This window comes from Micromonospora cynarisoli, assembly GCF_030518815.1.
Classification (GTDB): domain Bacteria; phylum Actinomycetota; class Actinomycetes; order Mycobacteriales; family Micromonosporaceae; genus Micromonospora; species Micromonospora wenchangensis.
Genome location: NZ_CP130426.1, coordinates 2,779,676 through 2,804,384 on the forward strand (window position 1 = coordinate 2,779,676; position 24,709 = coordinate 2,804,384).

The 24,709-nt window shown below is 73.4% G+C and carries 24 protein-coding genes; 12 read left to right on the forward strand and 12 right to left on the reverse strand.

Annotation, left to right across the window (positions count from 1 at the left end; translation table 11 throughout):
* Window positions 1-102 precede the first annotated feature (102 nt).
* Window positions 103-795 (forward strand): NADPH-dependent F420 reductase, encoded by a 693-nt coding sequence (locus Q2K16_RS11385; RefSeq protein ID WP_302745243.1) that lies wholly within the window; start codon window positions 103-105, stop codon window positions 793-795.
* 79 nt (window positions 796-874) lie between these two features.
* On the opposite strand, the gene Q2K16_RS11390 is transcribed toward Q2K16_RS11385, so the two are convergent.
* A complete protein-coding gene (locus tag Q2K16_RS11390) occupies window positions 875-1,423 on the reverse strand; it encodes a GNAT family N-acetyltransferase (RefSeq protein ID WP_302745244.1) in 549 nt (182 codons plus the stop codon).
* A gap of 3 nt (window positions 1,424-1,426) precedes the next feature.
* On the reverse strand, window positions 1,427-1,921 hold the full coding sequence (locus Q2K16_RS11395) for a GNAT family N-acetyltransferase (protein WP_302745245.1): 495 nt from the start codon (window positions 1,919-1,921) through the stop codon (window positions 1,427-1,429).
* 147 nt (window positions 1,922-2,068) lie between these two features.
* Here Q2K16_RS11395 and Q2K16_RS11400 point away from each other — a divergent pair, with 147 nt between their 5' ends.
* From Q2K16_RS11400 to Q2K16_RS11410, 3 genes are read left to right on the forward strand one after another with little or no spacing between them, the layout of a single operon-like run.
* Window positions 2,069-2,932 (forward strand): DUF4397 domain-containing protein, encoded by an 864-nt coding sequence (locus Q2K16_RS11400; protein WP_302745246.1) that lies wholly within the window; start codon window positions 2,069-2,071, stop codon window positions 2,930-2,932.
* Window positions 2,929-3,636, forward strand: coding sequence for a class F sortase (locus Q2K16_RS11405; RefSeq protein WP_302745248.1), 708 nt, complete (start codon window positions 2,929-2,931; stop codon window positions 3,634-3,636). The genes Q2K16_RS11400 and Q2K16_RS11405 overlap by 4 nt, the downstream gene beginning before the upstream one ends.
* A 48-nt stretch (window positions 3,637-3,684) precedes the next feature.
* A complete protein-coding gene (locus Q2K16_RS11410; RefSeq protein ID WP_302745249.1) occupies window positions 3,685-4,632 on the forward strand; it encodes a threonine ammonia-lyase in 948 nt (315 codons plus the stop codon).
* Window positions 4,633-4,938: 306 nt separating this feature from the next.
* Here the strand turns inward: Q2K16_RS11410 and Q2K16_RS11415 are convergent, their stop codons facing one another.
* On the reverse strand, window positions 4,939-5,292 hold the full coding sequence (locus Q2K16_RS11415) for a DUF2203 domain-containing protein (RefSeq protein ID WP_302745250.1): 354 nt from the start codon (window positions 5,290-5,292) through the stop codon (window positions 4,939-4,941).
* A 250-nt stretch (window positions 5,293-5,542) separates the two neighbouring features.
* Between Q2K16_RS11415 and Q2K16_RS11420 the strand changes: the two genes are divergently transcribed.
* The 4 genes from Q2K16_RS11420 to Q2K16_RS11435 all read left to right on the forward strand — a co-directional run bounded on the left by Q2K16_RS11420 (window position 5,543) and on the right by Q2K16_RS11435 (window position 9,131).
* Entirely contained in the window at window positions 5,543-6,376 is an 834-nt protein-coding gene (locus Q2K16_RS11420) for an exonuclease domain-containing protein (protein WP_302745251.1), read from the forward strand.
* 221 nt (window positions 6,377-6,597) lie between these two features.
* Window positions 6,598-7,752, forward strand: a complete 1,155-nt coding sequence (locus Q2K16_RS11425; RefSeq protein ID WP_302745252.1) for a helix-turn-helix domain-containing protein — start codon at window positions 6,598-6,600, stop codon at window positions 7,750-7,752.
* Window positions 7,749-8,291 (forward strand): cysteine hydrolase family protein, encoded by a 543-nt coding sequence (locus Q2K16_RS11430; protein ID WP_302745253.1) that lies wholly within the window; start codon window positions 7,749-7,751, stop codon window positions 8,289-8,291. The genes Q2K16_RS11425 and Q2K16_RS11430 overlap by 4 nt, the downstream gene beginning before the upstream one ends.
* Window positions 8,292-8,333: 42 nt before the next feature.
* Window positions 8,334-9,131, forward strand: coding sequence for an inositol monophosphatase family protein (locus Q2K16_RS11435; RefSeq protein WP_302745255.1), 798 nt, complete (start codon window positions 8,334-8,336; stop codon window positions 9,129-9,131).
* Between the two features lie 60 nt (window positions 9,132-9,191).
* Here Q2K16_RS11435 and Q2K16_RS11440 read toward each other — a convergent pair whose 3' ends face one another.
* The 5 genes from Q2K16_RS11440 to Q2K16_RS11460 all read right to left on the reverse strand — a co-directional run bounded on the left by Q2K16_RS11440 (window position 9,192) and on the right by Q2K16_RS11460 (window position 13,398).
* A complete protein-coding gene (locus tag Q2K16_RS11440) occupies window positions 9,192-10,148 on the reverse strand; it encodes an aminoglycoside phosphotransferase family protein (RefSeq protein ID WP_302745257.1) in 957 nt (318 codons plus the stop codon).
* Window positions 10,149-10,159: 11 nt separating this feature from the next.
* Window positions 10,160-10,978, reverse strand: a complete 819-nt coding sequence (gene proC / locus Q2K16_RS11445; RefSeq protein WP_302745259.1) for a pyrroline-5-carboxylate reductase — start codon at window positions 10,976-10,978, stop codon at window positions 10,160-10,162.
* 78 nt (window positions 10,979-11,056) lie between these two features.
* Window positions 11,057-12,085: a 6-phosphofructokinase gene (locus tag Q2K16_RS11450; RefSeq protein ID WP_088644698.1), complete on the reverse strand. Its 1,029-nt coding sequence runs from the start codon at window positions 12,083-12,085 to the stop codon at window positions 11,057-11,059.
* A 178-nt stretch (window positions 12,086-12,263) separates the two neighbouring features.
* Window positions 12,264-12,767, reverse strand: coding sequence for a pyridoxamine 5'-phosphate oxidase family protein (locus tag Q2K16_RS11455; protein ID WP_302745261.1), 504 nt, complete (start codon window positions 12,765-12,767; stop codon window positions 12,264-12,266).
* A gap of 127 nt (window positions 12,768-12,894) precedes the next feature.
* Window positions 12,895-13,398, reverse strand: a complete 504-nt coding sequence (locus Q2K16_RS11460; RefSeq protein WP_088644696.1) for a polyadenylate-specific 3'-exoribonuclease AS — start codon at window positions 13,396-13,398, stop codon at window positions 12,895-12,897.
* A 282-nt stretch (window positions 13,399-13,680) separates the two neighbouring features.
* On the opposite strand from Q2K16_RS11460, the gene Q2K16_RS11465 reads away from it, so the two are divergent.
* Window positions 13,681-14,373, forward strand: a complete 693-nt coding sequence (locus Q2K16_RS11465) for a Crp/Fnr family transcriptional regulator (RefSeq protein ID WP_302745262.1) — start codon at window positions 13,681-13,683, stop codon at window positions 14,371-14,373.
* Between the two features lie 95 nt (window positions 14,374-14,468).
* On the opposite strand, the gene Q2K16_RS11470 is transcribed toward Q2K16_RS11465, so the two are convergent.
* Window positions 14,469-14,735, reverse strand: a complete 267-nt coding sequence (locus Q2K16_RS11470; protein ID WP_145921027.1) for a hypothetical protein — start codon at window positions 14,733-14,735, stop codon at window positions 14,469-14,471.
* 138 nt (window positions 14,736-14,873) lie between these two features.
* Between Q2K16_RS11470 and Q2K16_RS11475 the strand changes: the two genes are divergently transcribed.
* The 3 genes from Q2K16_RS11475 to Q2K16_RS11485 all read left to right on the forward strand — a co-directional run bounded on the left by Q2K16_RS11475 (window position 14,874) and on the right by Q2K16_RS11485 (window position 21,523).
* The gene (locus Q2K16_RS11475) at window positions 14,874-18,506 is read left to right on the forward strand and encodes an AAA family ATPase (protein ID WP_302746442.1); all 3,633 of its coding nucleotides are present in this window, start codon (window positions 14,874-14,876) and stop codon (window positions 18,504-18,506) included.
* Window positions 18,507-19,074: 568 nt separating this feature from the next.
* Complete coding sequence (locus Q2K16_RS11480; protein WP_302745264.1) at window positions 19,075-19,917, forward strand: DUF308 domain-containing protein; 843 nt, start codon at window positions 19,075-19,077, stop codon at window positions 19,915-19,917.
* A gap of 187 nt (window positions 19,918-20,104) precedes the next feature.
* On the forward strand, window positions 20,105-21,523 hold the full coding sequence (locus tag Q2K16_RS11485; RefSeq protein WP_302745266.1) for an alpha,alpha-trehalose-phosphate synthase (UDP-forming): 1,419 nt from the start codon (window positions 20,105-20,107) through the stop codon (window positions 21,521-21,523).
* A gap of 60 nt (window positions 21,524-21,583) precedes the next feature.
* Here the strand turns inward: Q2K16_RS11485 and Q2K16_RS11490 are convergent, their stop codons facing one another.
* The 3 genes from Q2K16_RS11490 to Q2K16_RS11500 form a co-directional block, all read right to left on the reverse strand.
* Window positions 21,584-22,378 carry an alpha/beta hydrolase gene (locus tag Q2K16_RS11490; RefSeq protein ID WP_302746443.1) on the reverse strand — a complete coding sequence of 265 codons (795 nt, stop codon included), beginning with the start codon at window positions 22,376-22,378 and terminating at the stop codon, window positions 21,584-21,586.
* A 29-nt stretch (window positions 22,379-22,407) separates the two neighbouring features.
* Entirely contained in the window at window positions 22,408-23,814 is a 1,407-nt protein-coding gene (locus Q2K16_RS11495) for a flavin-containing monooxygenase (RefSeq protein ID WP_302745268.1), read from the reverse strand.
* Between the two features lie 157 nt (window positions 23,815-23,971).
* Window positions 23,972-24,658 (reverse strand): endonuclease/exonuclease/phosphatase family protein, encoded by a 687-nt coding sequence (locus Q2K16_RS11500; RefSeq protein WP_302746444.1) that lies wholly within the window; start codon window positions 24,656-24,658, stop codon window positions 23,972-23,974.
* Between the last annotated feature and the right edge of the window lie 51 nt (window positions 24,659-24,709).

Consider the following 24,709-nt stretch of genomic DNA (forward strand, 5'->3'; position numbering starts at 1 on the left):
GCGCGGCCGACCCGTCCGGCCGACGTGGACGGTCGGCATCCACCGCTTGACCCGTCGATCAGGTCGGGAATACGCACCCGAGCGGCCCGGTTGGTCACCGGCATGACAACTGTGGGACTCATCGGCAGCGGCAACATCGGCAGCACCCTGGCCCGGTTGGCGGTCACCGCCGGCCACGACGTGGTGCTCAGCAATTCGCGCGGTCCGGAGACGCTCAAGGACCTGGTCGAGGAGCTGGGCATACGGGCCCGGGCGGCCACCCCGGACGAGGCGGCGGCAGCGGGTGACCTGGTGGTGGTCACCATCCCGCTGCGCGCCTACCGGGACGTGCCGGCCGCGCCGCTCGCCGGCAAGACCGTCATCGACACCAACAACTACTACCCGGAGCGCGACGGCAGCTACCCGGAGCTGGACGACGAGTCGACCACCACCAGCGAGCTGCTCCAGCGGCACCTGCCGGAGTCACGGGTGGTCAAGGCCTTCAACAACATCTACTTCAAGCACCTGCTCGCCCTGGCCCGCCCGGCGGGGGCCGCCGACCGCACCTCGCTGCCGGTCGCCGGGGACGACGACGCGGCCAAGGCCGAGGCCACCGCGTTCATCGACTCCGTCGGGTACGACACGGTCGACGTGGGCCCGCTGGCCGAGGGCTGGCGGTTCCAGCGGGACACCGCCGCGTACGGCGTCTTCTACACGGCCGATCCGGCGGCAGGCTTCGAGCAGCCGGGCCTGCCGACCGACGCGCAGCGGCTGCGGGACGCCCTGGCCGCCGCCCGCCGTTACGCCGACGCCTGACCGACGCCCCACCGCACCGGGCGGGACGGCAGCCGCGAGGCCCGTCCCGCCCACCCGGTCGGCGGGCGGCCCGCCGTGGTCAGCGGGCGGGCGGCCACTCGTCGGCCAGCACCGCCCAGACCTCGACGTCGACCCGGCCCGCCGGCCCCGGGGCGACCCGACGCAGGGTGCCCTCGTGCCGCATGCCGAGCCGCCGGGCCACCGCGATGCTGCGGACGTTGCCGGCGCTGGTCCGCCACTCGACCCGGTGGATGCCGCGTTCCCGGATCGCCCAGTCCACGATCCGGGTCGCCGCCCGGGTCACCAGTCCCCGGCCCTCGGCGGCCGGCTCCAGCCAGCAGCCGGCCTCGGCCACCCCGGTCGCGGTGCTGAAGGACACGAACATCACCCCGCCGACCAGGGTGCCGTCGGCCCAGATCCCCCAGATACCTCCGGCGTCGTCCGCCCACCTGTCGGCGTAGCGGCGCAGCACCGTACGGGCCGAATCCAGGTCGGTGGCCACGAAGGACGCGCCCACCCAGGGGGCGATGTGTGCCCGGGCCCGGTCCAGGTGGGTGAGGAACTCCCCGGCGTGCCACGGTGGGAGCGGACGCAGCTCGGCGGTGTCGGTCAACGGCAGCGCGAACACCGGTCAGTGCCTCCCGGACGCGACGGGCAGGCTCAGCCGCAGCGTCGGCCCGACGGTGGGCACGAATCCCAGCGACCGGTAGAGCGGTTCCCCCTGGGGCGACGCCCGCAGGTCGATCTTGCCGACCCCGCGCTGCCGGTACCAGTCGAGCAGCGCCTCCAGGCAGGCCCGGGAGTAGCCGCGCCGACGGTGCACCGGCTCGGTGACCACGTTGAACACGTACCCGGTCAGGCCGTCGGGGTTGCCGGGGCCGCCGAGGCGCTGCTCGATGGTCCCGGTCGCGCAGGCCGCCAGGACGCCCGGCCGGTCGGGGTCGTCGACGACGAAGACCGCCATCAGGTCGGCCGGCTCGGCCAGCCGCCGGTGCAGCACCTCCCGGGCCGCCTGCTGCCAGGGCCCCGGCGCGGGCGTCATCTGGTCGATGTCGGCCAGCATCACCCCACGCAGGCGAACGATCTCACCGGCGTCGGCGACCACGGCCCGTCGAACGTTGATCACGAACGGACGGTACCGGATGGCGGGGACGGGCCGCCGGACCGCACCACGCTGATCGGAAACGACGGGACACGGTGGCCGACCAACTTGCGATCGGGTCCCGTCCACGGGACGCTGGGGGTCGGCACCGACACCACCCTCGGAGGCGAGATGCACCAGCTCCGTACCACGCCGCGCCGGCTGCTCGCCGCCGCCGGCACGCTCCTGCTCGGCACCACACTGGCCACCGTCGGCGGCACGCCGGCCGGGGCGGCGGCCGGCGACGTCGGCTACGTCCGGCTCGCCCACCTCTCCCCCGACACCCCGGCCGTGGACGTCTACCTCTCCGGCCCGGGCGCGACGACGCCGCAGGTCTTCCCCGGCGTCGGCTACGGCGTCGTCTCCCGTTACCTGCCACTGGTCGTCGGTCGGTACGCGGTGGCAATGCGGCAGGCCGGCGCCCCTGCCAGCGAGCCGCCGGTGCTCACCACCGAGGTGGCCCTGCGTGCCGGCGAGGCGTACACGGTGGCCGGGGTGGGCCGCTACGCCGACCTCGGCCTGCGGGTGCTCGCCGACGACCTCAGCGCCCCAGCGACCGGCCGGGCGAAGGTGCGGGTCGTCCAGGCGTCCGTGCGGGCCCCGGTGGTCGACGTGGCCGCCGAGGACGGACCGGCCATCGCCGACGCCGTCCGGTTCGCCACCACCACCGACTACCGCCAGGTCGAGCCGGGACGCTGGCGGCTGCGCCTCGGTGGCGGCAGCGGGCCGAGCACCGACGCCGGGGTGACCCTCACCGGGGGACGGGTCTACTCGCTGCTGGTGCTCGACGGCAAGCGGGGCGGGTTGACCGTCGAGCTGCGCGAGGACGCCCGAGGTGGCGGGACCGCACCGGCGGGCGGGGTGCCGGCGGGGGCCGGCGGCCTGGCCACGGGCGGGCTCGGGGCGTACCCGATGATGGCCGGCGGGGTGCTCGCCGGGGCCGTGGTGGTCGGCACGACGCTGCTGGTGCGGCGTCGGCGGCGACCGGTCTGGTGACCCGGCCCGGCTTCGCGATCCGCCGTCACCGGGCCCGGCCCGCACCGGCCACCGTCCTGGTCGCGGCCGGCGCGGCGTGCTGCCTCGCCGCCGGCGCCGGCGTCGTGGTCGCCGCCGCGACCGGCCTCGGCGGGCCGGCCGGAGCACCCCGGCCGGTCGCGGCGGCCGGGGCCTGGCAGCCCGGCTGCGTGACCGGTTGCGCCACCGGGGCCGGCACCCCCCGCGCCACCCTGGCACCCCCCACCCGGGTACGCGTGGCGCGGATCGGCGTCGACTCCCCGCTCACCACCCTCGGGCTGGACCGGGCCGGCACCCTGGTGCCACCGGCTGACTTCACCCGGGCCGGCTGGTACGGCGGCGGCCCGTCGCCGGGCGACCCGGGGCCGGCGGTGATCGTCGGTCACCTGGACTCACGGCGCGGCCCGGCCGTCTTCGCCCGCCTCCGCGAGTTGCGCCCCGGCGACCGGATCGAGGTGTGGCGGGGCGACCGCCGGGTGACGTTCCGGGTCACCGGCACGCTACGTACGCCCAAGGACGCCTTCCCCACCGCCACCGTGTACGGCCCGACGCCCGGCCCGGAGCTGCGGCTGATCACCTGCGGGGGCGACTTCGACAGGCGCGTCGGCCACTACCGGGACAACGTGGTGGTCTTCGCCGTCGCCGACCCGCCGGTCGACCCCCTCCCCCGCTCCGCGGCCGGCTGACCCGCCCACCGGCACCGCCCCGCACACCCCGCCCGCTAGGCTCCGGCGGTGCGACTGACCAGCGTGGACGACATCCTGGCCGCCGAACGCCGACTCGCCGGACGGATCGTCCGGACCCCGCTCCTGCCCTGCCCGCAGCTCGGCGACGAGTTCGCGCTCGACGTCGCGGTGAAGGCGGAGAACCTCCAGCACACCGGCAGCTTCAAGATCCGGGGCGCGCTGAACGCGCTGATCGCCCTGGCCGAACGGCAGGCGACGCCCACCGGGCTGACCGCCTTCTCGGCCGGCAACCACGCCATGGCGGTGGCCTTCGCCGGGCGTGCCTTCGGCCTGCCCACCGTCGTCTGCATGCCCCCGCACGCGGTACCCACCAAGATCGAAGCGGTCCGCCGGTGGGGTGGAGAGGTCGTGCTCACCGACGACCTGCTCGCCACCTGCGAGGAGATCACCGCCGAACGTGGCTACCACCTGCTGCCGCCGTTCGACGACCCGGACGTCATCGCCGGCCAGGCCACCCTGGGACGGGAACTGCTGGCCGACGGCCCGCCGCCGGGCCTGGTGCTCGTTCCGGTAGGCGGCGGCGGACTGATCAGCGGGGTGGCCGCCGCCGTCCGCCGGGCCGTCCCGACCGCCCGGATCGTCGGTGTCGAGCCGGCCACCGCCAACGTCGTCGGCCACGCGCTGCGTACCGGCGGCGACGCCCCGGCGACCCGACCGGTCTCGATGGCCGACGGGCTGGCCGCCCCGTTCGCCGGCCGACTCACCCTGGCCCACGTCCGCAACCTGGTGGACGACCTGGTGGAGGTCACGGAGGCGGACATCCGGGCAGCCTGGTGGGACCTCATGGCGGCCACCCGGCTGCTGCTCGAACCGGCGGCGGCGGTCACCCTCGCCGCACTGCGCACCGGCCGGGTGACCGCCACCCCGGGCACCCGGACGATCCTGGTCCTCAGCGGCGGCAACGTCTCCCCCACCATGCTGACCACCCTGCCCTGACCCCCACCCCGCCAGCCCCCAGCCGCCCGCCTGCCGGCCCCGGCCCGCCGAGCCCCCGGCCCGGCTCGCCATGGCCTGGCCCCGCCCTCGCCCTGGTCCGCCCAGCCCCAGACCTGGCCTCGCCCCGAGCATCGCGCGCGATCTTGGAGTTGTGGTGCCGAATTCGCGGGGATATACGCCTTTTGACGCCCACCACAACTCCATGATCGACGCGGAGGGAGGGGTGGGAGGGGTGGGAGGGATGGGAGGGGGGAGACGGGGGTGGGGTGGGGTGGGGTGGGGTGGGGTGGGGTGGGCGGGGTGGGGTTAGCGGAGGGGGCGGCGGCCGGCGAAGCCGCACTCGACGCGGTGGTACCAGCGCACGTCGGGGTCGCCCTCCAGCCAGCACCAGAGCACCGCCCGACCCTCGTGTTCGCCGGGGAAGTCCAGCAGCACCGGGGCGATCCCCTTGACCTGGATGTCGTGCGAGTTCAACTCCTCCAGCACACCGTGCAGCCGGGCCTCCAGGGCCTTGACCTCGGCCCGGCCGCCCAGCGCCGACATCCCCGGGCCGGCCAGGTCGGCCCGCAGCTCGGCCAGGTCGGCCCGGATGCCGATCAGCTCGTCGATGCGGGGGTGCAGGGTGGCGACCAGGTACCGCGCCTGGGCGAGAGTGAACACGGGGCCAGTATGGGGCACCCGCGTGATCCGTACCGACCCGTCCGCCAGCTTCGGTCGAACCGGGGTGCCGGGCCGGGCCGGTGGATGAAGGGCCAGCGTCGACCGTCCACATAGGTCATAGGGGGGCCCGGCCGGCGGGTGTCGACGACACGGCCGATGGATCATGACCTTCAGGCGCGCGGTCCGCCGCCTCGTCGTCCCGTCACCGCACGCGCCAACGCATCCGCGAGACCGAACCAGGAGTCCCATCGTGATCAACAAGTACCCCGGCACCTGTGGCGCCTGCCGAGGCCGGGTGGAGGCCGGGGCCGGACAGGCGCTCAAGCTCGGCGCCCGCTGGACCACGTACCACGACGACTGCGCGCCGGTGGAAGCGGCGCCGCCGCCGGGCGCCCACCGTGGGTGGCACGACCTGCCGGTGGTGGGCTTCGACATCGAGACCACCGGCAACGAACCGTTGGACGCCCGCATCGTCTCCGCCGCGCTGGTGCACTCCGACGGCACGACCAGGCGGTGGCTGGTCAACCCGGGGGTGCCGATCCCGCCCCGCACGACCGAGATCCACGGGATCACCGACGAACTGGTCCGCAGCGCCGGAATGCCGGCCGGGACGGCGCTGGCCGAGCTGGGCACGGCCGTCGGGAAGGTGATCGCCGACGGTACGCCGCTCGTCGCCTTCTGCGCCCACTTCGACGTCACGACGTTGCACGCCGAGCTGGCCCGGCACGCCCTGCCGTCGCTGGACTGGGACCGCGCCGTCATCATCGACCCCTCGATCCTGCACCAGGAGGTCGAACCGTACCGGTACGTCGGCCGGCAGCTCGGTGAGCTGTGCAGGTACTACGAGGTGACCCTCGGCTCCGCCCACGACGCCACGAGCGACGCCCGCGCCGCCGTCGAGATGGCGGTGTCGATCGCGGCCCGGCACGAACGCATCGCCCGGATGCTCCCCGACGACCTCCACCGGGCGCAGGTCACCTGGTACGCCGCGCAGAAGCGCAAGCTCCAGGAGTACTTCGACCGGCAGGGCATCGCCGAGACGGTCAGCCTCGAATGGCCGCTGGAGACCAGGCGACGCCGATAGGACGGTGGGCCGCGCGGATGCCGGTCCGAAGGCCCGACGGGCCGGTCAGCCGGCGGACCCGGTCGGCAGATGGATCCGCGTCCGCGCCACGCCCCGGCCACCGGGGGACGATGTCACCCGCCGTCCGGAACGACTACGCTCTGCGCCTACGCTGTGCCGGATCTGACATCGAGCCGCCGAGGTGCGAAACGGCCGACCTCGGCGCGATCGGGGGCGAGTGGATGACGATCGTGCAGAAGTGGACCGGCCAGGAAACCCGAGCGCTGCGCCACGCCCTGCGAATGACGGTCGACGACTTCGCCGGGCACCTCGGCGTCAGCAGGCGCACGGTGTGCAAGTGGGAGGTCGGTCGGAAAGCGGCGCAGCCCCGACCGGAGATGCAGGCCGCCCTCGACACCGCACTACGTAGGGCCAGTGATGAGGCGGTGAGCCGGTTCAGCGCTTCGGCGGGCGGGAGTACCGCTCCTGCAGTCCCCGGCGGCTACCGTGTCCAGTCCCACAAGTTCATCCCGGCGTTCATCGGGGTAGAGGCAGCGGAGAATCTGGCCAGGTTACCGCAGGTGGATTCGCGCCGGCACGATTGGCTACCTGTGTCCGCTACGGCGGTGCCGCATCCGACCGGTCGGTGCACGGCTCACGTCTTCGCCTGTGGCGTGCTGGTCTTCCACCTGGAACAGGAAGTCGCCCCCACGAACCTGGCGGAACTCGCGGTCTGGCGGTACGCCAGTTACAAAGAGGATCTGCCGTGGGCGGCTCGCCAGATCGAACAGCTATTGTCGGATCAGCTTGAGGGACAAGTGGCGGTGCCAGAATACGTGATGTCGATGTATCTCCTACGCGAGCCGGGATGTCGTCGCGAGGATCTGGACAACGCGATTCGGTTGTTGAGCCTGCCGTCGGTCCTGGTCGACCGCCACGCGACGCCTCGACCTCAGCCCGTCTCCGAGCAGGTGGAGCGGGGTCTGTTAGCTGACGGATTCGACCAGTTCCCCGCCGAGCCCTTCGGAATCCCCGGCGTGTCCGTCGGCTTCGCGGCCTGGTCAGGTCTGGCCTACCACGCGATCTCGCCGGAGCGGGCCCTCACCGCTGACGAACTGCTCTCGCTTGAGATCGACGTACAGATGCTGTGGACCTACTGCCGGCACATCCAGCGGGCAGTAGAGGAAGGACGAGACCCCGTCATGTCGGAGCGGTTCGGCTGGCGCTTTCTGAGGGGCGCCCACTCCCGGCTCACCACCGCACGAGCGCAGGAGACGGCACAGCACTGCCTGATGCGTCAGGCAGCCGTCACGACCAGCGGCCTACCGGAACGCCTGGCACAAGCCCAGGCGGCGCTGCGCGAGGCCGAGTTGATGAGGGACCGAGGCAGCGCATGAACGGCACTCGGGCGGCGTTGATCGTCATCGACATGCAGAACGGCTTCGTCAACGATCAGAGCCGGCACGTCATCCCCACGGTCGTGAGGCTGGTCGAGCGGTGGGAGGCCACGGGCCGCCCGATCGTCTTCACCCGATACCACAACTACCCGGGCAGCCCCTTCGAGCGGCTGATCCACTGGTCGAAGGTGCAGCACGCACCGGAGACGGAGATCGTGCCCGAGTTACAGCCACACGCTGCCCGGGCACGGGCCGTGATCGACAAGCGCATCTACTCGTACTTCACCACCGAGGGAGCCGACATCGCCACCCGGGAGGGCTGGACCGACCTCGTGTTCTGCGGTGTCGCCACCGAGAGTTGCGTGCTCAAGTCAGCGGTGGACGCTTTCGAGCGCGATCTCACCCCCTGGCTCGTCACAGACGCCTCGGCGAGCCATGGCGGTCCGGCCGCCCACGACGCGGGCCTGCTGGTTGCCCGCCGCTTCATCGGCGCAGGACAGCTCATCAGGGCCAGCGAGGTGAACGTGGGTGTCGGCTGACGAGCAGGTCTTCGACTCTCAGTGGGAATGGGGCCGACAACTGTGATCCCGCACCGCGACCTGCTGCCGATCGCCCTCGATGCTGTCGACCGGGCAGCCGCCCTCATGCGTCGCCAGACGCCGGTCACCTCAACCCGCAAGGGCGATCGTGACCTCGTCTCGGAGGTCGACTACGCGATCGAGAGAGACCTTCGCTCTTTCCTGCGCGAGGTGACACCAGGCATCGCCTTCCTCGGGGAAGAGGAGGGGGCCAGCGGCAGCGGCGAGTGGCAATGGACGCTCGACCCGGTCGACGGCACGGTCAATTTCGTCCGTGGTCTTCCCCTGTGCGGCATCTCCCTCGGCCTGCTCCACGGCGTACGTCCGGTCCTCGGCGTCGTGGATCTGCCTTTCCTCGGCACTCGATACTGGGCCGCCGAGGGCTGTGGCGCGCACATGAACGGCCGGCCGATCACGGTGAGCGCCACCACGAGTCTGAGCGAGGCCGTCGTCGGGATGGGCGACTTCGCCGTCGGCGCGGATGCCGCGAACAGGAACCGGCTTCGGCTGGCGCTGATGGCACGGCTCGCCGAGAAGGTGCAACGGGTGCGGATGAGCGGGTCGGCTGCGGTGGACCTCGTCTGGTTGGCAGCGGGAAAGATCGACGCCGCCATCACCCTGTCCAATCACTCGTGGGACATGACGGCCGGGGTCGCCATCGCCCGCGAGGCCGGTGCCGTGGTCGTCGACAGCAGCGGGAACGAGTACACCAGCGCGTCGACGACCACCCTCGCCATCGCCCCCGGGCTGGTTGGTCAGGTGCTGTCGCACCTCAAAGACACGACGGCAGCAAGCCGATGACGGCGGTACGGCGGGTGGGTCGGCGAGCTATGTCACCCGCGCCGCCACCCGCTCCCACGGCTATCCGGGAGGCGGCCCCTTTGATGTGTCGTCCTCGGTGTGCTCGGCGAAGATCTCGTCGAGGGTCCTCCGTAAGCTCGCCGCCGCCTCGCCGTCCTCGGGCGTGTGAGCGTAGCCGGCCAGGGTCTTCCAGAGCGCCCAGCCGCGCCCGCGCGCCCACATCGCGTCGTCGACGGCCAGCCGCTGTCGGAACGCCCGCCGGCCGTCGGCGGTCAGCAGCGTCCAGGCGGCGGCCAGGTCACAGGACGGGTCGCCGACGCCGCAGGTCCCGAAGTCGATGATCGCCGCGAGCTGCCCGTCGTCGAGTAGAAGGTTCCCCTGTACGAGGTCACCGTGGAACCAGCGCTCCACACCGTCCCAGCGCGCATTCAAGGCGCGTCTCCAGATCTCGCCCGCCAGGCCGACGTCGATCCGGCCGTCGAGAGCCGTGAGCGCTCGGTTGGCCTGCCCGTCGTAGGTGCGCAGGGTGCCGCCCCGGTACCAGTTGTGCCGGCCCGGGCGGGGGCCGTCAGCAGTGTCGACGTCCCACAGGGCCGCGAGGAACTCGGCCAGGTCGACCGCGAACCGAACCTGGTCGGCGATGCGGTCCACCCGCGCCGTCTCGCCGTCGAGCCACCGGTAGACCGACCACGTGTACGGGTAGCCCTCGCCGGGCCCGCCCTTCGCCAGCGGGGTGGGGACGGGCAGCGGGAGACGGCGGGCGAGCAGGGGGAGCCACCGGTGTTCCTTGTCGACCGCCTCGACGTACTCGGCTGCGCTCGGCAGGCGTACCGACATGCCGACACCCAGGTGGAAGGTCCAGTTGTCCCAGCCGCCGTCGGCGACCGGCTCGACTGGCAGATGTGCCCAGTGCGGGAACTGGGTGGCGACGAGCCGGCGCACCTGCTCCACGTCGACGACGACGCGTTCGGGCGGCGGGCCGAGATCGGGGATGCCGTCGGCCCCCGCCTCTGACACGGCAGGTCGGCTCAGTCGGCCTGGGCGGCGAGTTCGCGGGCGCGGTCGCGGGCGGCTTCCAGCGCCGCCAGCAGCGCGGCGCGTACCCCGTGCTTCTCCAGCTCGCGGACGGCGGAGATGGTGGTGCCGGCCGGGGAGGTGACGGCCTCGCGGAGCTTGACCGGGTGTTCGCCGGAGTCGCGCAGCATCATGGCCGAGCCGATCGCGGTCTGCACGATCAGCTCGTGCGCCACCTGCCGGGGCAGGCCGAGCAGGATGCCGGCGTCGATCATGGCCTCGACCAGCAGGTAGAAGTAGGCCGGGCCGGAGCCGGAGAGCGCGGTGACCGCGTCCTGCTGTGACTCGGGCACCCGCAGGGTCGCCCCGAGCGGGGCGAACATCTCCTCGGCCAGGGCCAGGTGTTCGCCGGTGGCGTGCGCGCCGGCCGAGATGGCGCTCATCGCCTGGTCGACCAGGGCCGGGGTGTTGGTCATCACCCGGACCACCGGGGTGCCCTCGGGCAGCCGACGGCTGAAGAAGCTGGTGGGCAGCCCGGCGCAGAGCGAGACGACCAGCTTGTCGGCCGGCACCTTCGGGCCGATCTCGTCGAGCAGGACGCCCGCGTCCTGCGGCTTCACCGCGATCGCCAGCACCGCCGCCTCGTCGACGGCGGTCAGGTTGTCGACCACCCGAACGCCGTACCGGGTGGCGATTTCCTCGGCCCGGACGGGTCGGCGGGCGGTCGCCAGCAGCCGCTGCGCCGGCCAGCCGGACCGCAACAGCCCGGAGAGCATCAGCTCGCCGATCTTTCCCGCCCCGATCACCGCGACGGTGTGCTTCGCCGACCCCATGTCACCCTTCCGTCCCGTTGGTCCGGTCCCGTGCCCCTTCCCCTCCGGCAGGGCGGAGGGGAAGGGGGTGGGGTGCGATCAGCTGCCGAAGAAGACCTCGGCCTCGTCGTAGCGCTCGATCGGGACGGTCTTCAGCTCGCGGGTGGCCTCGGCCAGCGGCACCCGGACGATGTCCGTGCTCTGCATCGCGACCATCTTGCCCCAGTCGCCCTCGTGGGCGGCGTCGATGGCCTGCAGGCCGAGCCGGGTGGCGAGCACCCGGTCGAACGCGGTCGGGGTGCCACCGCGCTGGATGTGCCCGAGCACGACGGTGCGGGCCTCCTTGCCGGTCTTCGCCTCCAGCTGCTCGGCCAGCCACTGGCCGATGCCGCCGAGCCGGACGTGCCCGAAGGCGTCCAGCTCCTGGTTGTGCAGGACCATCTGGCCGTCCAGCGGCTGGGCGCCCTCGGCGACCACGACGATCGGGGCGTACTGGTGCTGGAAGCGCTTCTCGACGTAGCCGGCGACCTGGTCGACGTCGAACTTGCGCTCGGGCAGCAGGATCACGTTGGCGCCACCGGCGAGGCCGGCGTGCAGGGCGATCCAGCCGGCGTGCCGGCCCATCACCTCGACGACGAGGGTGCGGTGGTGGCTCTCCGCGGTGGTGTGCAGCCGGTCGATCGCCTCCATCGCGATGTTCACGGCGGTGTCGAAGCCGAACGTGTAGTCGGTGGCACCCAGGTCGTTGTCGATCGTCTTCGGCACGCCGACCACGTTGACGCCCAGCTCGTGCAGCTTGGTGGCGACGCCCAGGGTGTCCTCGCCGCCGATCGCGATCAGCGCGTCCACGCCCTGCGCGGCGAGGTTCTCCTTGATCCGCTCCACACCGTTCTCGATCTTGAACGGGTTGGTGCGGGACGAGCCGAGGATGGTGCCGCCGCGCGGCAGGATGCCCCGCACCTCGGGGATGCCGAGCGGCTTGGACAGGCCCTCCAGCGGGCCCTTCCACCCGTCCCGGAAGCCCACGAACTCGTGACCGTAAGTAGCGACGCCCTTACGGACCACCGCCCGAATGACCGCGTTGAGACCTGGGCAGTCGCCGCCGCCGGTGAGCACGCCGATACGCATGATCTGCTCATCCTCCTGGAACGTCAGGTGAAGCCCGGATAAGCCCCAGGATATGTGTCCGCTCAGACCATCGGCGTCGTTGCCGGCCCGGGGCGGGCCGTCAGTGCGCACTGTAGTCGGCTCAGGTGTACGCCGACACCGCGCCCCGGCCGGTCCCGCCCGCCCGGGCGGCTACCGGTCAGTAGGTGATCTCGTGGTTCTCCCCCAGCTTCGGCGGCGTCCCGGTCACCGCCGCCTTGGCGAACCCGAGCAGATTGACCACCGTGCCGCCCGGGGAGTCCCAGTACTCGGCCGAGCTGGCGTGCACCTTGAGCAGGGTCAGCCCGGGGGTGTCCAGCCCGTCCGGGAACCACGCCGTGAGCACCGGGTTCCACAGCTGCTCGGCGCGCGCCCGGTCGTACGCCTCCTGGGCGGTGCCGGAGATCGACACCCAGGCGTGGTGACGCTGGTCGGAGAAGGCGACGTTGACCTCCGGGTTGACCCGGACCTGACGCATCTTGGCCGAGTCGGCGTGGGCGAAGAACCACAGGTCCCCGTCGAACTCGGCCGCCTGGAGCCCCATCGGCCGGCTGAGCATCCGGCCGTCGACCCCGATGGTGGTCAACATGCAGATCCGGGCGTCCCGGATCAGCTCGGTCACCCGCCGCCGGGCGTCGGTGATGGTGGTCGCGTCGTCGGCCATGGCGCACTCCCTCTGATCGGCTCGCCCGGATCCGGTGCCCCGGACGGCACCTGTCAAACCTGCCGATCGTCACGGGCTGTCAGCACCGACGGCCGGACCCACAGGCACCGGACCGACGACGCCGGGATCACCCCGGACGGGCCGTCATCGCCTGCCAGCGGGCCAGGTTGTGCCGGGCGTCGACCAACGCGTCGTGCCGGTCGGCCGCCGCCTCGGGCAGCCGGGGCCGGCCGAGGTCGTCCCAGAGCTGCCGCAGCTCCTTGGTGAACCGGGGGATCTCCCGGGGCAGCGCCGGCATCGCCCCCCAGAGCTGGGCCAGCACCACGTGGTCGTACGCGGCGTACCAGGCCCACAGCTCCAGCTGCTCGCCCGGCCGGTCCCGGATCGGCTCCAGCAGGAACTCGTGCAGGTCGTCCCGGATCCGGGCTCGGGAACGCCAGGCCCGGTCGGCCGGCGAGGGGAGCTTGTCCAGCACGTTGCGGCGGACCCAGGGCACCGCGCGGGAGTCGTCGAACTCGGTGGAGACCGCGTAGAACTCGCGGCCGTACTCGTCGACGACGCCGATCGACACGAGGTCGACCAGCCGGCCGTCCTCGATGAATTCGCAGTCGTAGAAATAGCGGTAGACCATCGCCGTCCATCCTCGCCCACCCCCGGTGACCGTCGGCGGGCGGGGCGGGCACCGACGGCACCGCCCGCACGGCACCCCGCCGACCCCCGACCCGGTGGTCCGCCGCAGCTTGCGCAGGGTCACGGAAAGGTCTAGAGGGGTGTACAGCAAGCGACCGGGCCGTCATGATCTGATGTGTACCGCTACCGGACGCCGAAGCGGTGTCAGTTCACCTCTTCAGTGGCCGTCAGGGTTCACCCGGTGAGCGAAAATTGTGGTCCGTGACCGGGGAGGGGTGGGGCCGTGGACATGCGCCTGCCGGAGCCGGGTGACGCCCTCACGGGGGTGGAGATGTTCGCCGGGCTGGAGCCGGAGGTGCGCCAGCGGGTGATCGCCGCGGCCGTGCCGCGCACCTATCGCAAAGGCCAGTTGCTCTTCGTCGAGAACGATCCCGGTGAGTCGCTGATCGTGCTCCGCCGGGGGGCGGTGGCGGTGTTCCGCACCGCGCCGACCGGGGAACGCGCGGTGCTGTCGGTCGTCCGACCACCGGACGTGCTGGGCGAGGTGTCCCTGCTGGACGCCTCCACCCGTTCCGCCTCGGCCGAGGCGATCGAGGACTGCGCGGCGCTCGCCCTGTCCCGCCCGGCCTTCATGGAGCTGGTGCACTCCAACCCGCGCATCCTGGACGCGGTGATGCGCTCGCTGGGTGGCCTGATCCGGCGGCTCACCGAGCAGAACGCCGACCACGTCTTCCTCGACCTGCCCGGTCGGGTGGCCAAGACGCTGGTCCGGCTGGCCGGTGAGAGCCAGGCCCCGATGATCACCATCGAGCTGAACCAGAGCCAGCTGGCCGAGATGGCAGGCGGTTCCCGGCAGAGCGTCAACCAGGCGATCGGTTCCTTCGCCAGCCGCGGCTGGCTGCGTACCGAAGGTCGTCGGATCGTGGTCACCGACGTGGCGGCGCTGCGCCGACGCGCCGGCATGAGCGACCGCTGACCAGGGGTTTCCCCGGGCGGCGACGCCCCGGCGGGTGAACGGGGACGGACAGCGGCGCGGCCGGCGGACCTCGGTCCGCCGGCCGCGCCGGTCGTTCACTTGCCGCTGTCGTCCGCAGGCGGGGCGCCCGGCCCCGGCCCGATCTGGTCCGGCGGTGTACCCGGCCCGGGCCCGATCTTCTGTGGCTTCGACGTGGTGGTCGTGGTCGTGCCGGCGTCCGAAGTCGTCTTGCTGTCGGGATTCTCCACCATGCCCTGCTCCTCCATTCTGGCGAGAGTGACCGCGTCGACGTCGACCGTCTCCCCGGGGGACCGGACGGTACCGTCCGGATCGGTCCAGTAGGCGGACAATCGCACCTGCACGGCACTCTCCTGACAGTGAGTTTTCCTCGTGAGGAACACTAGTGGCGGCCGACCAGCCGCAGGGTCCGCCCGCACGTCGGGTACCCGACTGGCCCTCCGCGGCGGGATAATGGGATCTCCTCACGTACGGAGTTCGTCATCGACCTCAAGTGTGGACACTGCTCTCGGGCGGCAGGCCCGGACGACCGCTTCTGCGGCGGCTGCGGACAGGCGCTGACGCTCACCTGTGCCTCCTGCGGGCACGGCAACAGTCCCGAGGCCAATTTCTGCACCAACTGCGGGCAGCCGCTGCGCGACCACGCGGTCACCGTGCAGGAGGACCGCCGCCAGGTCAGCGTGCTGTTCATCGACATCGTCGACTTCACCACGTACGCCGAACGGGCCGACCCGGAGCAGGCACGCAGCCTCCAGCAGGCGTACTTCGCCACCGTCCGCAAGCTGGTCCACCAGTACGGCGGGGTGGTGGAAAAGTACATCGGCGACGCGGTGATGGCGCTGTTCGGTGCCCCGGTCGCCACCGACAACGACGCGCTGCGCTGCGTACGGGCCGGGCTGGAGCTGCAACGGAACCTGGCCCGGCAGGCCGCCGGCCCGCACCCGCCGCTGGGTTTCCGGGTCGGCGTGGCCACCGGCGAGGCGCTGGTCGACCTCTCCGCCACCCGCGACGGCGGTCAGGCGTTCGTCACCGGCGACGTGGTGAACACCGCCTCCCGGTTGCAGGCGCTGGCCCCCACCGGCGGGGTGGTCGTCGACGAGAGCACCTGGTCGGCCACCCGGCACGAGTTGGACTACGTCGACCGGCCGCCGGTCACCCTGCGGGGACGTTCCACGGTGAGCCGGATCTGGCTCGCCGTGCGGGCCCGGCCCCGGACCGACCCGCAGGCCGCCGAGCTGACCCCGATGGTCGACCGGGAACACGAACGGGGCCTGCTGGTCAGCGCCCTGCACCGGACGGTCACCGAACGCACCTCCCAGCTGGTGACCGTCTTCGGGCCGGCCGGGGTGGGCAAGAGCCGGTTGCTGCGTGAGCTGTCCCGGCACGCCGCCAACCTGCCGGGTCAGCGGGTCACCTGGCTGGTCGGGCAGTGCCCGCCGTTCGGCGAGAACGTCACCTACGCTGCGCTGGCGGACATCGTCAAGGGGTGGCTGGGCGCACCGGACACCGACGACCCGGAACCGCTGCGCGACCGGCTCCGCGACCGGCTGCGCCAGCTCGACGACCCGCACGCCATGCGGTTGGCCGGCGCGCTCGGGCCGCTGCTGGGGATGACCGGGGAACGGCTCAACCCGGGTGAGACCGAGGCGGCCTGGCGACGGTTCCTGCTCACCCTCGCCGGGCGGGGCCCGACGGTGCTGGTCTTCGAGGACATGCACTGGGCCGACCAGGCGATGCTCACCTTCGTCGAGCAGCTCGGGGCGGCGGCCCGGGGCGTACCGCTGCTGGTGGTGGCGACCGCGCGGCCTGAGCTGCGGGAGCGGCAGCCGGCCTGGACGGGCACGATCAGCGGCGCGATGTCCATCTCGGTGCCACCGATGCACGACGCGGACATCGACACCCTCTACTCCCTGCTGCTCGGCCAGGCCACCCTGCCGGCGGCGTCGCGGGCACCGCTCATCGAGTTCGCCGACGGCAACCCGCTCTACGCCCAGGAGTACGCCCGGATGCTGATGGACGGCGGGCTGCTGGAGCCGAGCGTCGCCTTCGATCCGGCCGGCACCACCGACATGCCGCGCACCGTCCAGGCGGTCATCGCCAACCGGCTCGACCTGCTCGACCCGGCCGACCGGGCGGTGCTCCAGGCCGCCGCCGTGGTCGGGGTCCAGTTCTGGCCGGCGCCCGTGGCGGCTGCCCTCGGCCGTACGGTCGAGTGGGTGGAGCGGGCACTGGACCGGTTGCAGCGCCGGGACATGGTCGTCGAGCTGCCCACCTCCACCATGACCGGGCAGCCGGAGTACCGCTTCCGGCACATCCTGGTCCGCGACGTGTGCTACCAGCGGCTACCCCGGGCCGAACGGGTGCTGCGCCACCAGCGCACCGCCGACTGGCTGGCCCAGCTCACCCAGGCCGGGCAGCAGGACCTGGCCGAGGTGCTGGCCAACCACCGCTGGACCGCCCACGAGATCGCCCGGACGGTCGGCCTCGACCCCACGCCGTACGCGGTGGCGGCCCGCACCGCGCTGCACCGGGCCGCCCGCCGGGCGTACGAGTTGCACGCGCTGGAGAACGCGGCCACGCTGGTCGACCGGGCGTTGCAGGTCGGCGGGGCCCCCGACCCGGGGCTGGAGCTGTTCGCCGCCCAGCTGGCCCTCTTCCGGGACGGGGACGCGTTCCTGGTCGACGGGGGGACCGAGGCGTTGACCGGGCTCACCGAACGGTTGGCCGCCGTCGGGGACCGTTCCGGCGCGGCCCGCGCCTGGACTTTGCTCGCCACCGCCGCCTGGAGCCGGGCCGACCGGTCCGAGACGCTGCGCTGCCTGGACCGGGCCAACGCGATCTACGCCGAGCTGCCGGAGTCCGAGGAGAAGGCGGAGGCGCTGCTGGAACTGGCCCGGGTCCGGATGCTCAACGCCGAGACCGATCCGGCCTGCGTCGCCGCCTCCGCGGCGGCCGAGCTGGCCGAGCGGCTGCGGCTGCCCGAGGTACGGGCCAACGCCCGGATCACCCTGGCCGTGGCCCGCTACATGGCCGGCGAGGAGCAGGCGTACGCGGAACTGGCCGAGGTCGCCGAACAGTGCCGGGTGGACCGGCTGGTCAGCCGACGCCGGGCGGTGCACAACCTCGCCTGGGCGGCGCAGGAGGAGGGTGACCTGGCCCGGTCGGCCCGCCTGGTCGACGAGGGGCGTTCGCTGGATCCGGGTGGCGGGCACAGCCTGGCGACCAGCTTCGCCGACAAGTGGGCGCGGGCGTACTACGCCGGGGACTGGGTGGCGGCGCTGGAGCTGGGCACCGAGTCGACCCGGCTGCCGACCGCCGAGTGGGACCTGCACATCGTGGCGGTCTCCGGCTGGATGCGCGCCCTGCGGGCCGACTCCGCACCGACGACGGACGGGTCGGACCCGGGCACGCCGACGCCGGGCGCGACGGCACCGGACGGACCGGACCCGGGCGCGACGGACCCAGGGGCGGCCGACGCGGGGACAGGAGTGGCCGGCGCGGGCGCGACCGGCGGGGCGGATGCCGTCGGCGGGGCGGTGGGGCAGGATCTGGTGGCGCACGCGCTGGTCGCCGCGCGGCGCAGTGGCTTCCACCGGGTGCTGCAGTCGACGCTGGCGCACGCGGCGCTCTGCCGGGCCGTCGGGGGCCGCCGGGAGGAGGCGATGCAACTGCTGGTGGAGCTGGATGAGGACTGGAGCCGGACCCGGATGATCCCGTTCGCCGAGTGGGTGCCGGCGGTGGGTCACGTCGCCGCGGTGCTCGGCCCGGACGCCGCCCGGCTGGTGCACGACATGCTCGCCCGGTCGCCCCGGATCACCCCCTGGGTGGAGGCGGCCGGGCGGGCCGCCGACGCCACCCTGGCCCTCGGCGACGGGGACGCCCGGCGGGCCGCCCGGTTGTTCGCGGCGGCGGCGCAGGGCTACGCCCGGATGCCCGACACCACCGACCACGTGCTGACCACCGCGCTGTCGGTGCCGGCCCTGACCGTGGCCGAGCCCGCGCAGGCGGCGGCCACCCTCGACCGGGTACGTGACTTCGCCGACCGTAACGGCATGCCCGGTCTGCTCCGGCTGGCCACCCGCGCGACGCCCGACCGGAGCCGACCGAGCCGGTGATCGACTCACCTGGGCCGACAATGCGGTGTCCCGCAGACCCGACAGCGCTGTTCGGGCCCACAGGAGTCGATCACCCGCTCGCGACGCGCCACCCGGGCCGGCGGCCCGCCCCCGGGACCGCCCGAGGGGTATTCCGCTTTCGCGTGGAATGTGACTTCTTGCGGGTGAGGGGCGGGTGCTAGGTGGGCGGCGGCGACCGGGCCGACCACCGGCCCGGGGCACCGGCCCGTCGGCGGGCAGCTCCGGCCCCCGCGCGCCGGAACCGGTGCGCCCGGCGGATGCGGTGGACCGGCGGTCAGCGGCACTACCAGCCGGTACGGCACCGGATTCCCGCCCCGCCCACCGCCGGCGGCCCCGGAAGGGGGACGTCCGGGCAGGTCGCGGGGGTGGCGGCGGGGCCGGCCGGAGGGCCGCCGTCGGGCCCCGCCGCCGACGGCGCAGCCGACGAACCACGAGCGGCACGCCACAACGCACTCCCGGAACGGGGTGCCGACGTGTCACGATTCAGAGCACGGCGTACGGGGCGCCGACACGACCGCACCGGCAGGTGCGCGGAGGAGGATGTCCGGTGTCAGCGGGTGGCGCCCGCCGGGGACGGCGGGACAACGGGCTCGACGCGAGCGAGTACGCCGTCGCGGGCGACGTCGACCCGCGGGTCGGTGAGCACCTGCTCGACGTGCTCGCCGCGGGCGGGATCGCCGCCTACCTCCAGCCCTCCGCCGACCTGAACCCGATCACCCGCACCACCACCGTGCCGTCCCGGCCGGTCGACCGGCTCTACGTGGACCGTTCGCACCTGACCACCGCCCGGGACTATCTCACCCAGCTCGCCGAGGAGGCGACGCCGGAGCCGGCCCGCGCCGAGCCGGACGTCGACGCCGAGTGGGAACGCCTCGTCGCCGCCTTTCACACCGCGCCCGCCGCCGGCAGCCACCCCTGGCCGGCGTCCGAGGACATCGACGACGGGGCCGACCCGGCCGCCCGCGCGGGTGGCCCGACGACCAGGGCGGACGAGCCGACGGGGCCGACCGCCACCGACGTACGCCGGTTGCCGTACGCGGCCGACATCTCCGGCATCTCGGTGACCCCCCGGGGCCGGCAGCAGGACGAGCCGTCGCTGCTGGACGGCCTGGACACCTTCGGGGCCGACCTGCCGGACGACCCGGAGGAGGGCTACACCCCGCCGCCGCCTCCGCCGCTGCCCCGGATCTCGAAGTACGCGGTGGTCGGGGTGCTGGGGATCGTGCTCGGTTTCGTGCTCTTCCTCAACCCGTCGTTGCTGCCGGTGGACGCCTCGGTGGTCACCCTGCTCGGTTTCACCGGCATCCTCGCCGGGTTCGTCACGCTGATCTGGCGGCTGCGCCCCGGCGACGAGGACGATCACGACCCCGACGACGGCGCGGTCGTCTGACTCGCTGCGGCACCCGCCGGGGCCGCCGTCGCCCGCCCGCATCCCGGGACACCACAGCCCTCACGCCTGACGTAACAGTGGTGTAACTTACGGTCAGTAGGAATACCGCTGTAGGTCACTTCACCCACCGACTGCCCGGTTGTTCCTTGCTCGCGTGGTCGGTCCCCTGCCGATCGGAATGCCCGAGATGCGACAGAGTTCACTGGTGGTGGTGGCCAACCGGCTCCCCATCGACGACAGCGTGGCGCCCGACGGCGCCTGTGAGTGGCGGCGCAGCCCCGGCGGGCTGGTCAGCGCCCTGCACCCCCTGCTCCGGCAGACCCCGGCAACCTGGGTCGGCTGGGCCGGCGGCACCGGACCCGCACCCGTGCTGCCCGACGTGGACGGTGTGCACATGCGCACCGTCCCGCTCAGCGCCGACGACCTGCGCGACCACTACGAGGGCTTCGCCAACGCGACGCTCTGGCCGCTCTATCACGATGCGGTGGAGCAGCCCGAGTACCACCGCCGCTGGTGGGAGGCGTACCAGCGGGTCAACCAGCGGTTCGCCGAGGCGACCGCCGAGGCGGCCGACCCGGGCGCGGTGGTCTGGGTGCAGGACTACCACCTGCAACTGGTCCCCGGCCTGCTCCGCGAGCTGCGACCCGACCTGCGGATCGGCTTCTTCCTGCACGTGCCGTTCCCGCCGCCGGAGCTGTTCATGCAGCTCCCCCGCCGGGCGGAACTGCTGCGCGGGATGCTCGGCGCCGACCTGATCGGGTTCCAGCGGGCCCAGGCGGCGCACAACTTCGCCCAACTCGCCACCAAGGTCCTCGGCCTGCCGGCGACCGACCGGCGGATCGGCGTGCAGGACCGGGTGGTGCGGATCGGGGCGTACCCCGTCTCGATCGACACCGCCGAGATGGCGGCGCTGGCCGCGCGGCCGGACGTCACCGCGCGGGCCCGCCGCCTCCGGCACGACCTCGGTGATCCCGAGCGGGTCGTCCTCAGCCTGGACCGGATGGACTACACCAAGGGCATCGAACAGCGGCTGAAGGCCTACAGCGAACTGCTCGCCAGCGGTGACGTCAAGGTCCGGGACACGGTGCTGGTGCAGGTCGCCATGCCGAGCCGGGAACGCGTCGGCCAGTACCAGATCCTGCGGGACCGGATCGAACGCGAGGTCGGCCGGATCAACGGCGAGTTCGGCCGGGTCGGCGAACCGGCCATCCACTACCTCACCCAGCCCTTCGACCGGGCCGAGCTGGCGGCGCTCTACCGGGTCGCCGACGTCATGGCGGTCACCCCCCTGCGCGACGGGATGAACCTGGTCGCCAAGGAGTACGTGGCCGCCCGGGTCGACGACACCGGCGCGTTGCTGCTCAGCGAGTTCGCCGGGGCGGCGGCCGAGTTGGACCGGGCGTACCTGGTGAACCCGCACGACCTGGAGGGGCTCAAGCAGGGACTGTTGTCGGCGCTGCGGGCCGGACCCGCCGATCTCGGCGACCGGATGCGGGCGATGCGCAACCACCTGCACCGGCACGACATCCGGGCCTGGGCCCGCTCCTACCTCAGCGCCCTGGACGACACCGGCTCGCTGCTCACCCGGCTCAGCAGCAGCGGCTGACCACACCGCCGACAGGCACCGCACCGGGTGGCGGGTCGCCGCCCGGTGCGATGCCGACGGTCAGCTCCGTGCCGGCTCCTTGACCAGCCAGTCCAGGAGCGCGTCCAGCGGCTCCCGCCAACGGGTGTCGAGCATCAGGTCGTGCCCCATGCCGGGGAAGAGCAGCGGGGCCGCGCCGTACCGGCGGGCCGCCCGGGTCAGCGCGGCCGGCGGGACGACCCGGTCGTCCGGGCTGCCCAGCACCAGCACCGGCGGGCGACCCACCGCCGGCTCCGCCGCCCGGCCGGCGAGCAACTGCCACTGCGCCCGCCGGCCGGCCCGACCCAGCCGGGCAAGGTGCCGGCGGGCGTCCGCCTCGGGCAGTTCCCGGCTGAACAGTTGCCGACGGTGCAGCCGCAGCGCGCCACCGAACAGGGCGGGCAGCGTGCCGAGCGGGTTGGCCCGCAGCGCCGCGCCGGCCGTGGCCGCGCCGCCGAGCACCGGCGCGACCAGCACCGCCGCCCGGGCCGGGTACCGCGCCAACGCGTGCGACACCACCAGGGCGCCCGCGCCGTGCCCCACCAGCACCGCCTGCCGGGGCAGCCCCGCCGCCACCTGGACCACGTCGTGGGTGTACGCCCGCAGCGTCGCCCCCGGCGCCGGTTCGCTGCCGCCGTGCCCGCGCAGGCTCATCGCGTACGCGGGGAAACCGCGCGAGGCGGCGTGCTCCAGCCAGTGTTCGGCGAACGCCCACGCCCCGTGCCCGAACCCGGGGACGAACAACAGCGGCGGACGCCCCTCCTCCAGCTCCGGGTCGACGCCGAGCACCTCGCGGCGGGCCGGACGGACCGGGTGGGCCCACTCCCGGCCCCGCATGATCCGGACCCGCCGATCGGTCGTGCCGGTCACTTGCCCTCCAGCTCGTCGAGGGCGCGCTGCACCGCGCGCAGGTAGTCGACGTGGCCCACCTCGAACCAGTGCCGGCTGCTGTCCTTGACCTTCCCCGCGTACCGCTCCCCCGCGCCGGCCGCCGCCCGGGAGGCGAACGCGGCGGCCCGTTGCGGCTGCTCCCGGCGCAGCCGCAGCGACCTGGCGAACAGCACGGTCTGCCAGTGCACCAGGGTGAACACCCCCGAGTCGGGCTGCAACAGCCCGGCCACCGCCAGCGTCGGGTGGCCCGGCGGGAACGCGTGCAGCCACAGCCGGGGGCGACCCGAACCGTCGGCGTCGCCGAGGACGCCCGGGTCGAGGAACTCGAAGCGGGGCAGGTAGCCGGTGGCGAAGACGACCAGCTCGGGGTCGATCTCCCGACCGTCGGTGAGGGTCACCCCGCCGGGGTGGAACCGGGCCAGCTCCGGCACCGGGGTGATCTCGCCGTGGCCGACGTAGTAGACCAGCTGGCTGTTGGCGATCGGGTGCGTCTCGTAGACCCGGTGGTCAGGCTTCGGCAGCCCGAACCGGGTCAGGTCGCCGACGGTCAGCCGCAGCGTCCAGTGGTAGAGCAACTGTCGCAGCCGCAGCGGCACCCGCAGCGCCAGCAGCGCGTCGTTGACCTGGTCGGCGGGGCGGCCGAGGACGTACTTCGGGGCGTACCAGTAGCCGCGGCGGGTGGAGTGCCAGCAGCGGGACGCCTGCTGGGCCGCCTCGACCGCCAGGTCGCAGCCGGTGTTGCCGGCCCCGACCACCAACACCCGTTTGCCGCGCAGCTGGGCGGGGTCCTTGTAGGACGAGGCGTGCATGACCTCGCCCCGGAACTCTTCCAGCCCCTCGTAGCGGGGCAGCTTCGGCGACCAGTTGTGCCCGTTGGCGACCAGCACGGCGGCGTACCGGGAGGTGCGTTCCGGGCCGTACCCGCCGGTGCTGCGGGTGGTGACGTCCCACCGGTCGCCGTGGACCGGTTCCACCCGCACCACCTCGGTGCCGAACCAGATGTGCCGGCGCAGGTCGAAGTGGTCGGCGTACCGCTCGAAGTAGGACAGCAGCTGGCTGTGGTGCGGGTAGTCCGGCCAGGAGTCCGGCATCGGAAAGTCGGGGAACTGGGTGAACGGCCGCGATGAGATGAGGTGGGTGCTGGCGTACACCGGGCTGCGGTCGTGCCGCCAGTTCCAGCCGCCGCCGACGCCGGTCTCGCGTTCGTAGCAGTCGACGCCGAAGCCGTGTTCGGTGAGGTTCTTGACGGCGGTGAGGCCGCTGGCCCCGGCCCCGATCACGCAGACCGTGTCGCCCCGGTCGGAGACCGGGCGGCCGTCCCGGTTCGCGGGGAGCGTCGTGGGCTCCGGTTCGGGCCGGCCGTGCTCGGTGGAGGGGGACACCGGGAATCTCCTTATGTGCGGCCAGGTACGCCGGTTCGACCGGCATCCTTCCGGGCCCCCGACCCGTTGTCCAGCCCGGCTCGCGGGGGTGTCGCGACGCGACGCGAACCCGCCCCCGGGCGGCCGCGAGGGCCGGCCCGGGGACGCTGCCGGCCGGTCAGTCGCCGACCGGCAGCAGCAGGTCGACCAGGACCGGGAAGTGGTCGCTGGCCCGGCGGGTCGTCGGGGTGTCCACCACGTCGTAGCCGACCACCTCGACCCGGGGGTCGACGAAGAGGGCGTCGATACGGCGACGCGGGTTGGCGCACGAGTAGGTGTGCCGGTCGGCCGCGTCGGCGGCGATCGCGGCATCGGTCAGGCCGGCCGCCACGGTGGCCCAGGCCGGGCCGTCGGGCCCCTCGTTGAGGTCGGCCCCGAAGACCACCGGCAGGTCGCTCGCGGACAGTTCCCGCCGCAGCAGCGCCGCCTGGCCGGGCCGCTCGGCCGGGTCGGTGGACAGGTGCGAGCCGGCCAGCAGGAACCGGGCCCCGCCGACCTGGCAGCGGGCGTACGCCGCGCCGCGCAGGTGCCGGCCCGGGGTGAGCGGGAACCGTTGGCAGTGCGTCCCGGTCACCCGGACCCGCAGGCTGGTCAGCAGCAGGTTGCCCAGCGAGGGCAGCCCACCGGCGGCCACCACCAGGCCGAACGAGTCGGCCAGCGCGGCGGACTTCTGCCGCCACCGGAACCGGCGCGGTGCCTCCTGCACGATCACCACGTCCGGGGCGGCCTCGCGGACCACGCTGGCCAGCGCCGCCGTGTCGTCGCGCTGGCTGTGGATGTTGTACGACACCACCCGCAGCGGCACCCGGCCGGCCACGGGGTCGGTGCCGGCCGTCGGCTCGGGGACGGCGGTGGG

Excerpts from the sequence above, each read along its gene's own strand:
- Q2K16_RS11455 (WP_302745261.1), bottom strand. The coding sequence starts at position 12,767 with ATGGCCGACGACGCGACCACCATCACCGACGCCCGGCGGCGGGTGACC.
- proC (WP_302745259.1), bottom strand. The coding sequence starts at position 10,978 with ATGGGGTCGGCGAAGCACACCGTCGCGGTGATCGGGGCGGGAAAGATC.
- Q2K16_RS11450 (WP_088644698.1), bottom strand. The coding sequence starts at position 12,085 with ATGCGTATCGGCGTGCTCACCGGCGGCGGCGACTGCCCAGGTCTCAAC.
- Q2K16_RS11385 (WP_302745243.1), top strand. The coding sequence starts at position 103 with ATGACAACTGTGGGACTCATCGGCAGCGGCAACATCGGCAGCACCCTG.
- Q2K16_RS11485 (WP_302745266.1), top strand. The coding sequence starts at position 20,105 with ATGCGACAGAGTTCACTGGTGGTGGTGGCCAACCGGCTCCCCATCGAC.
- Q2K16_RS11490 (WP_302746443.1), bottom strand. The coding sequence starts at position 22,378 with ATGCGGGGCCGGGAGTGGGCCCACCCGGTCCGTCCGGCCCGCCGCGAG.
- Q2K16_RS11430 (WP_302745253.1), top strand. The coding sequence starts at position 7,749 with ATGAACGGCACTCGGGCGGCGTTGATCGTCATCGACATGCAGAACGGC.
- Q2K16_RS11460 (WP_088644696.1), bottom strand. The coding sequence starts at position 13,398 with ATGGTCTACCGCTATTTCTACGACTGCGAATTCATCGAGGACGGCCGG.
- Q2K16_RS11400 (WP_302745246.1), top strand. The coding sequence starts at position 2,069 with ATGCACCAGCTCCGTACCACGCCGCGCCGGCTGCTCGCCGCCGCCGGC.
- Q2K16_RS11425 (WP_302745252.1), top strand. The coding sequence starts at position 6,598 with ATGACGATCGTGCAGAAGTGGACCGGCCAGGAAACCCGAGCGCTGCGC.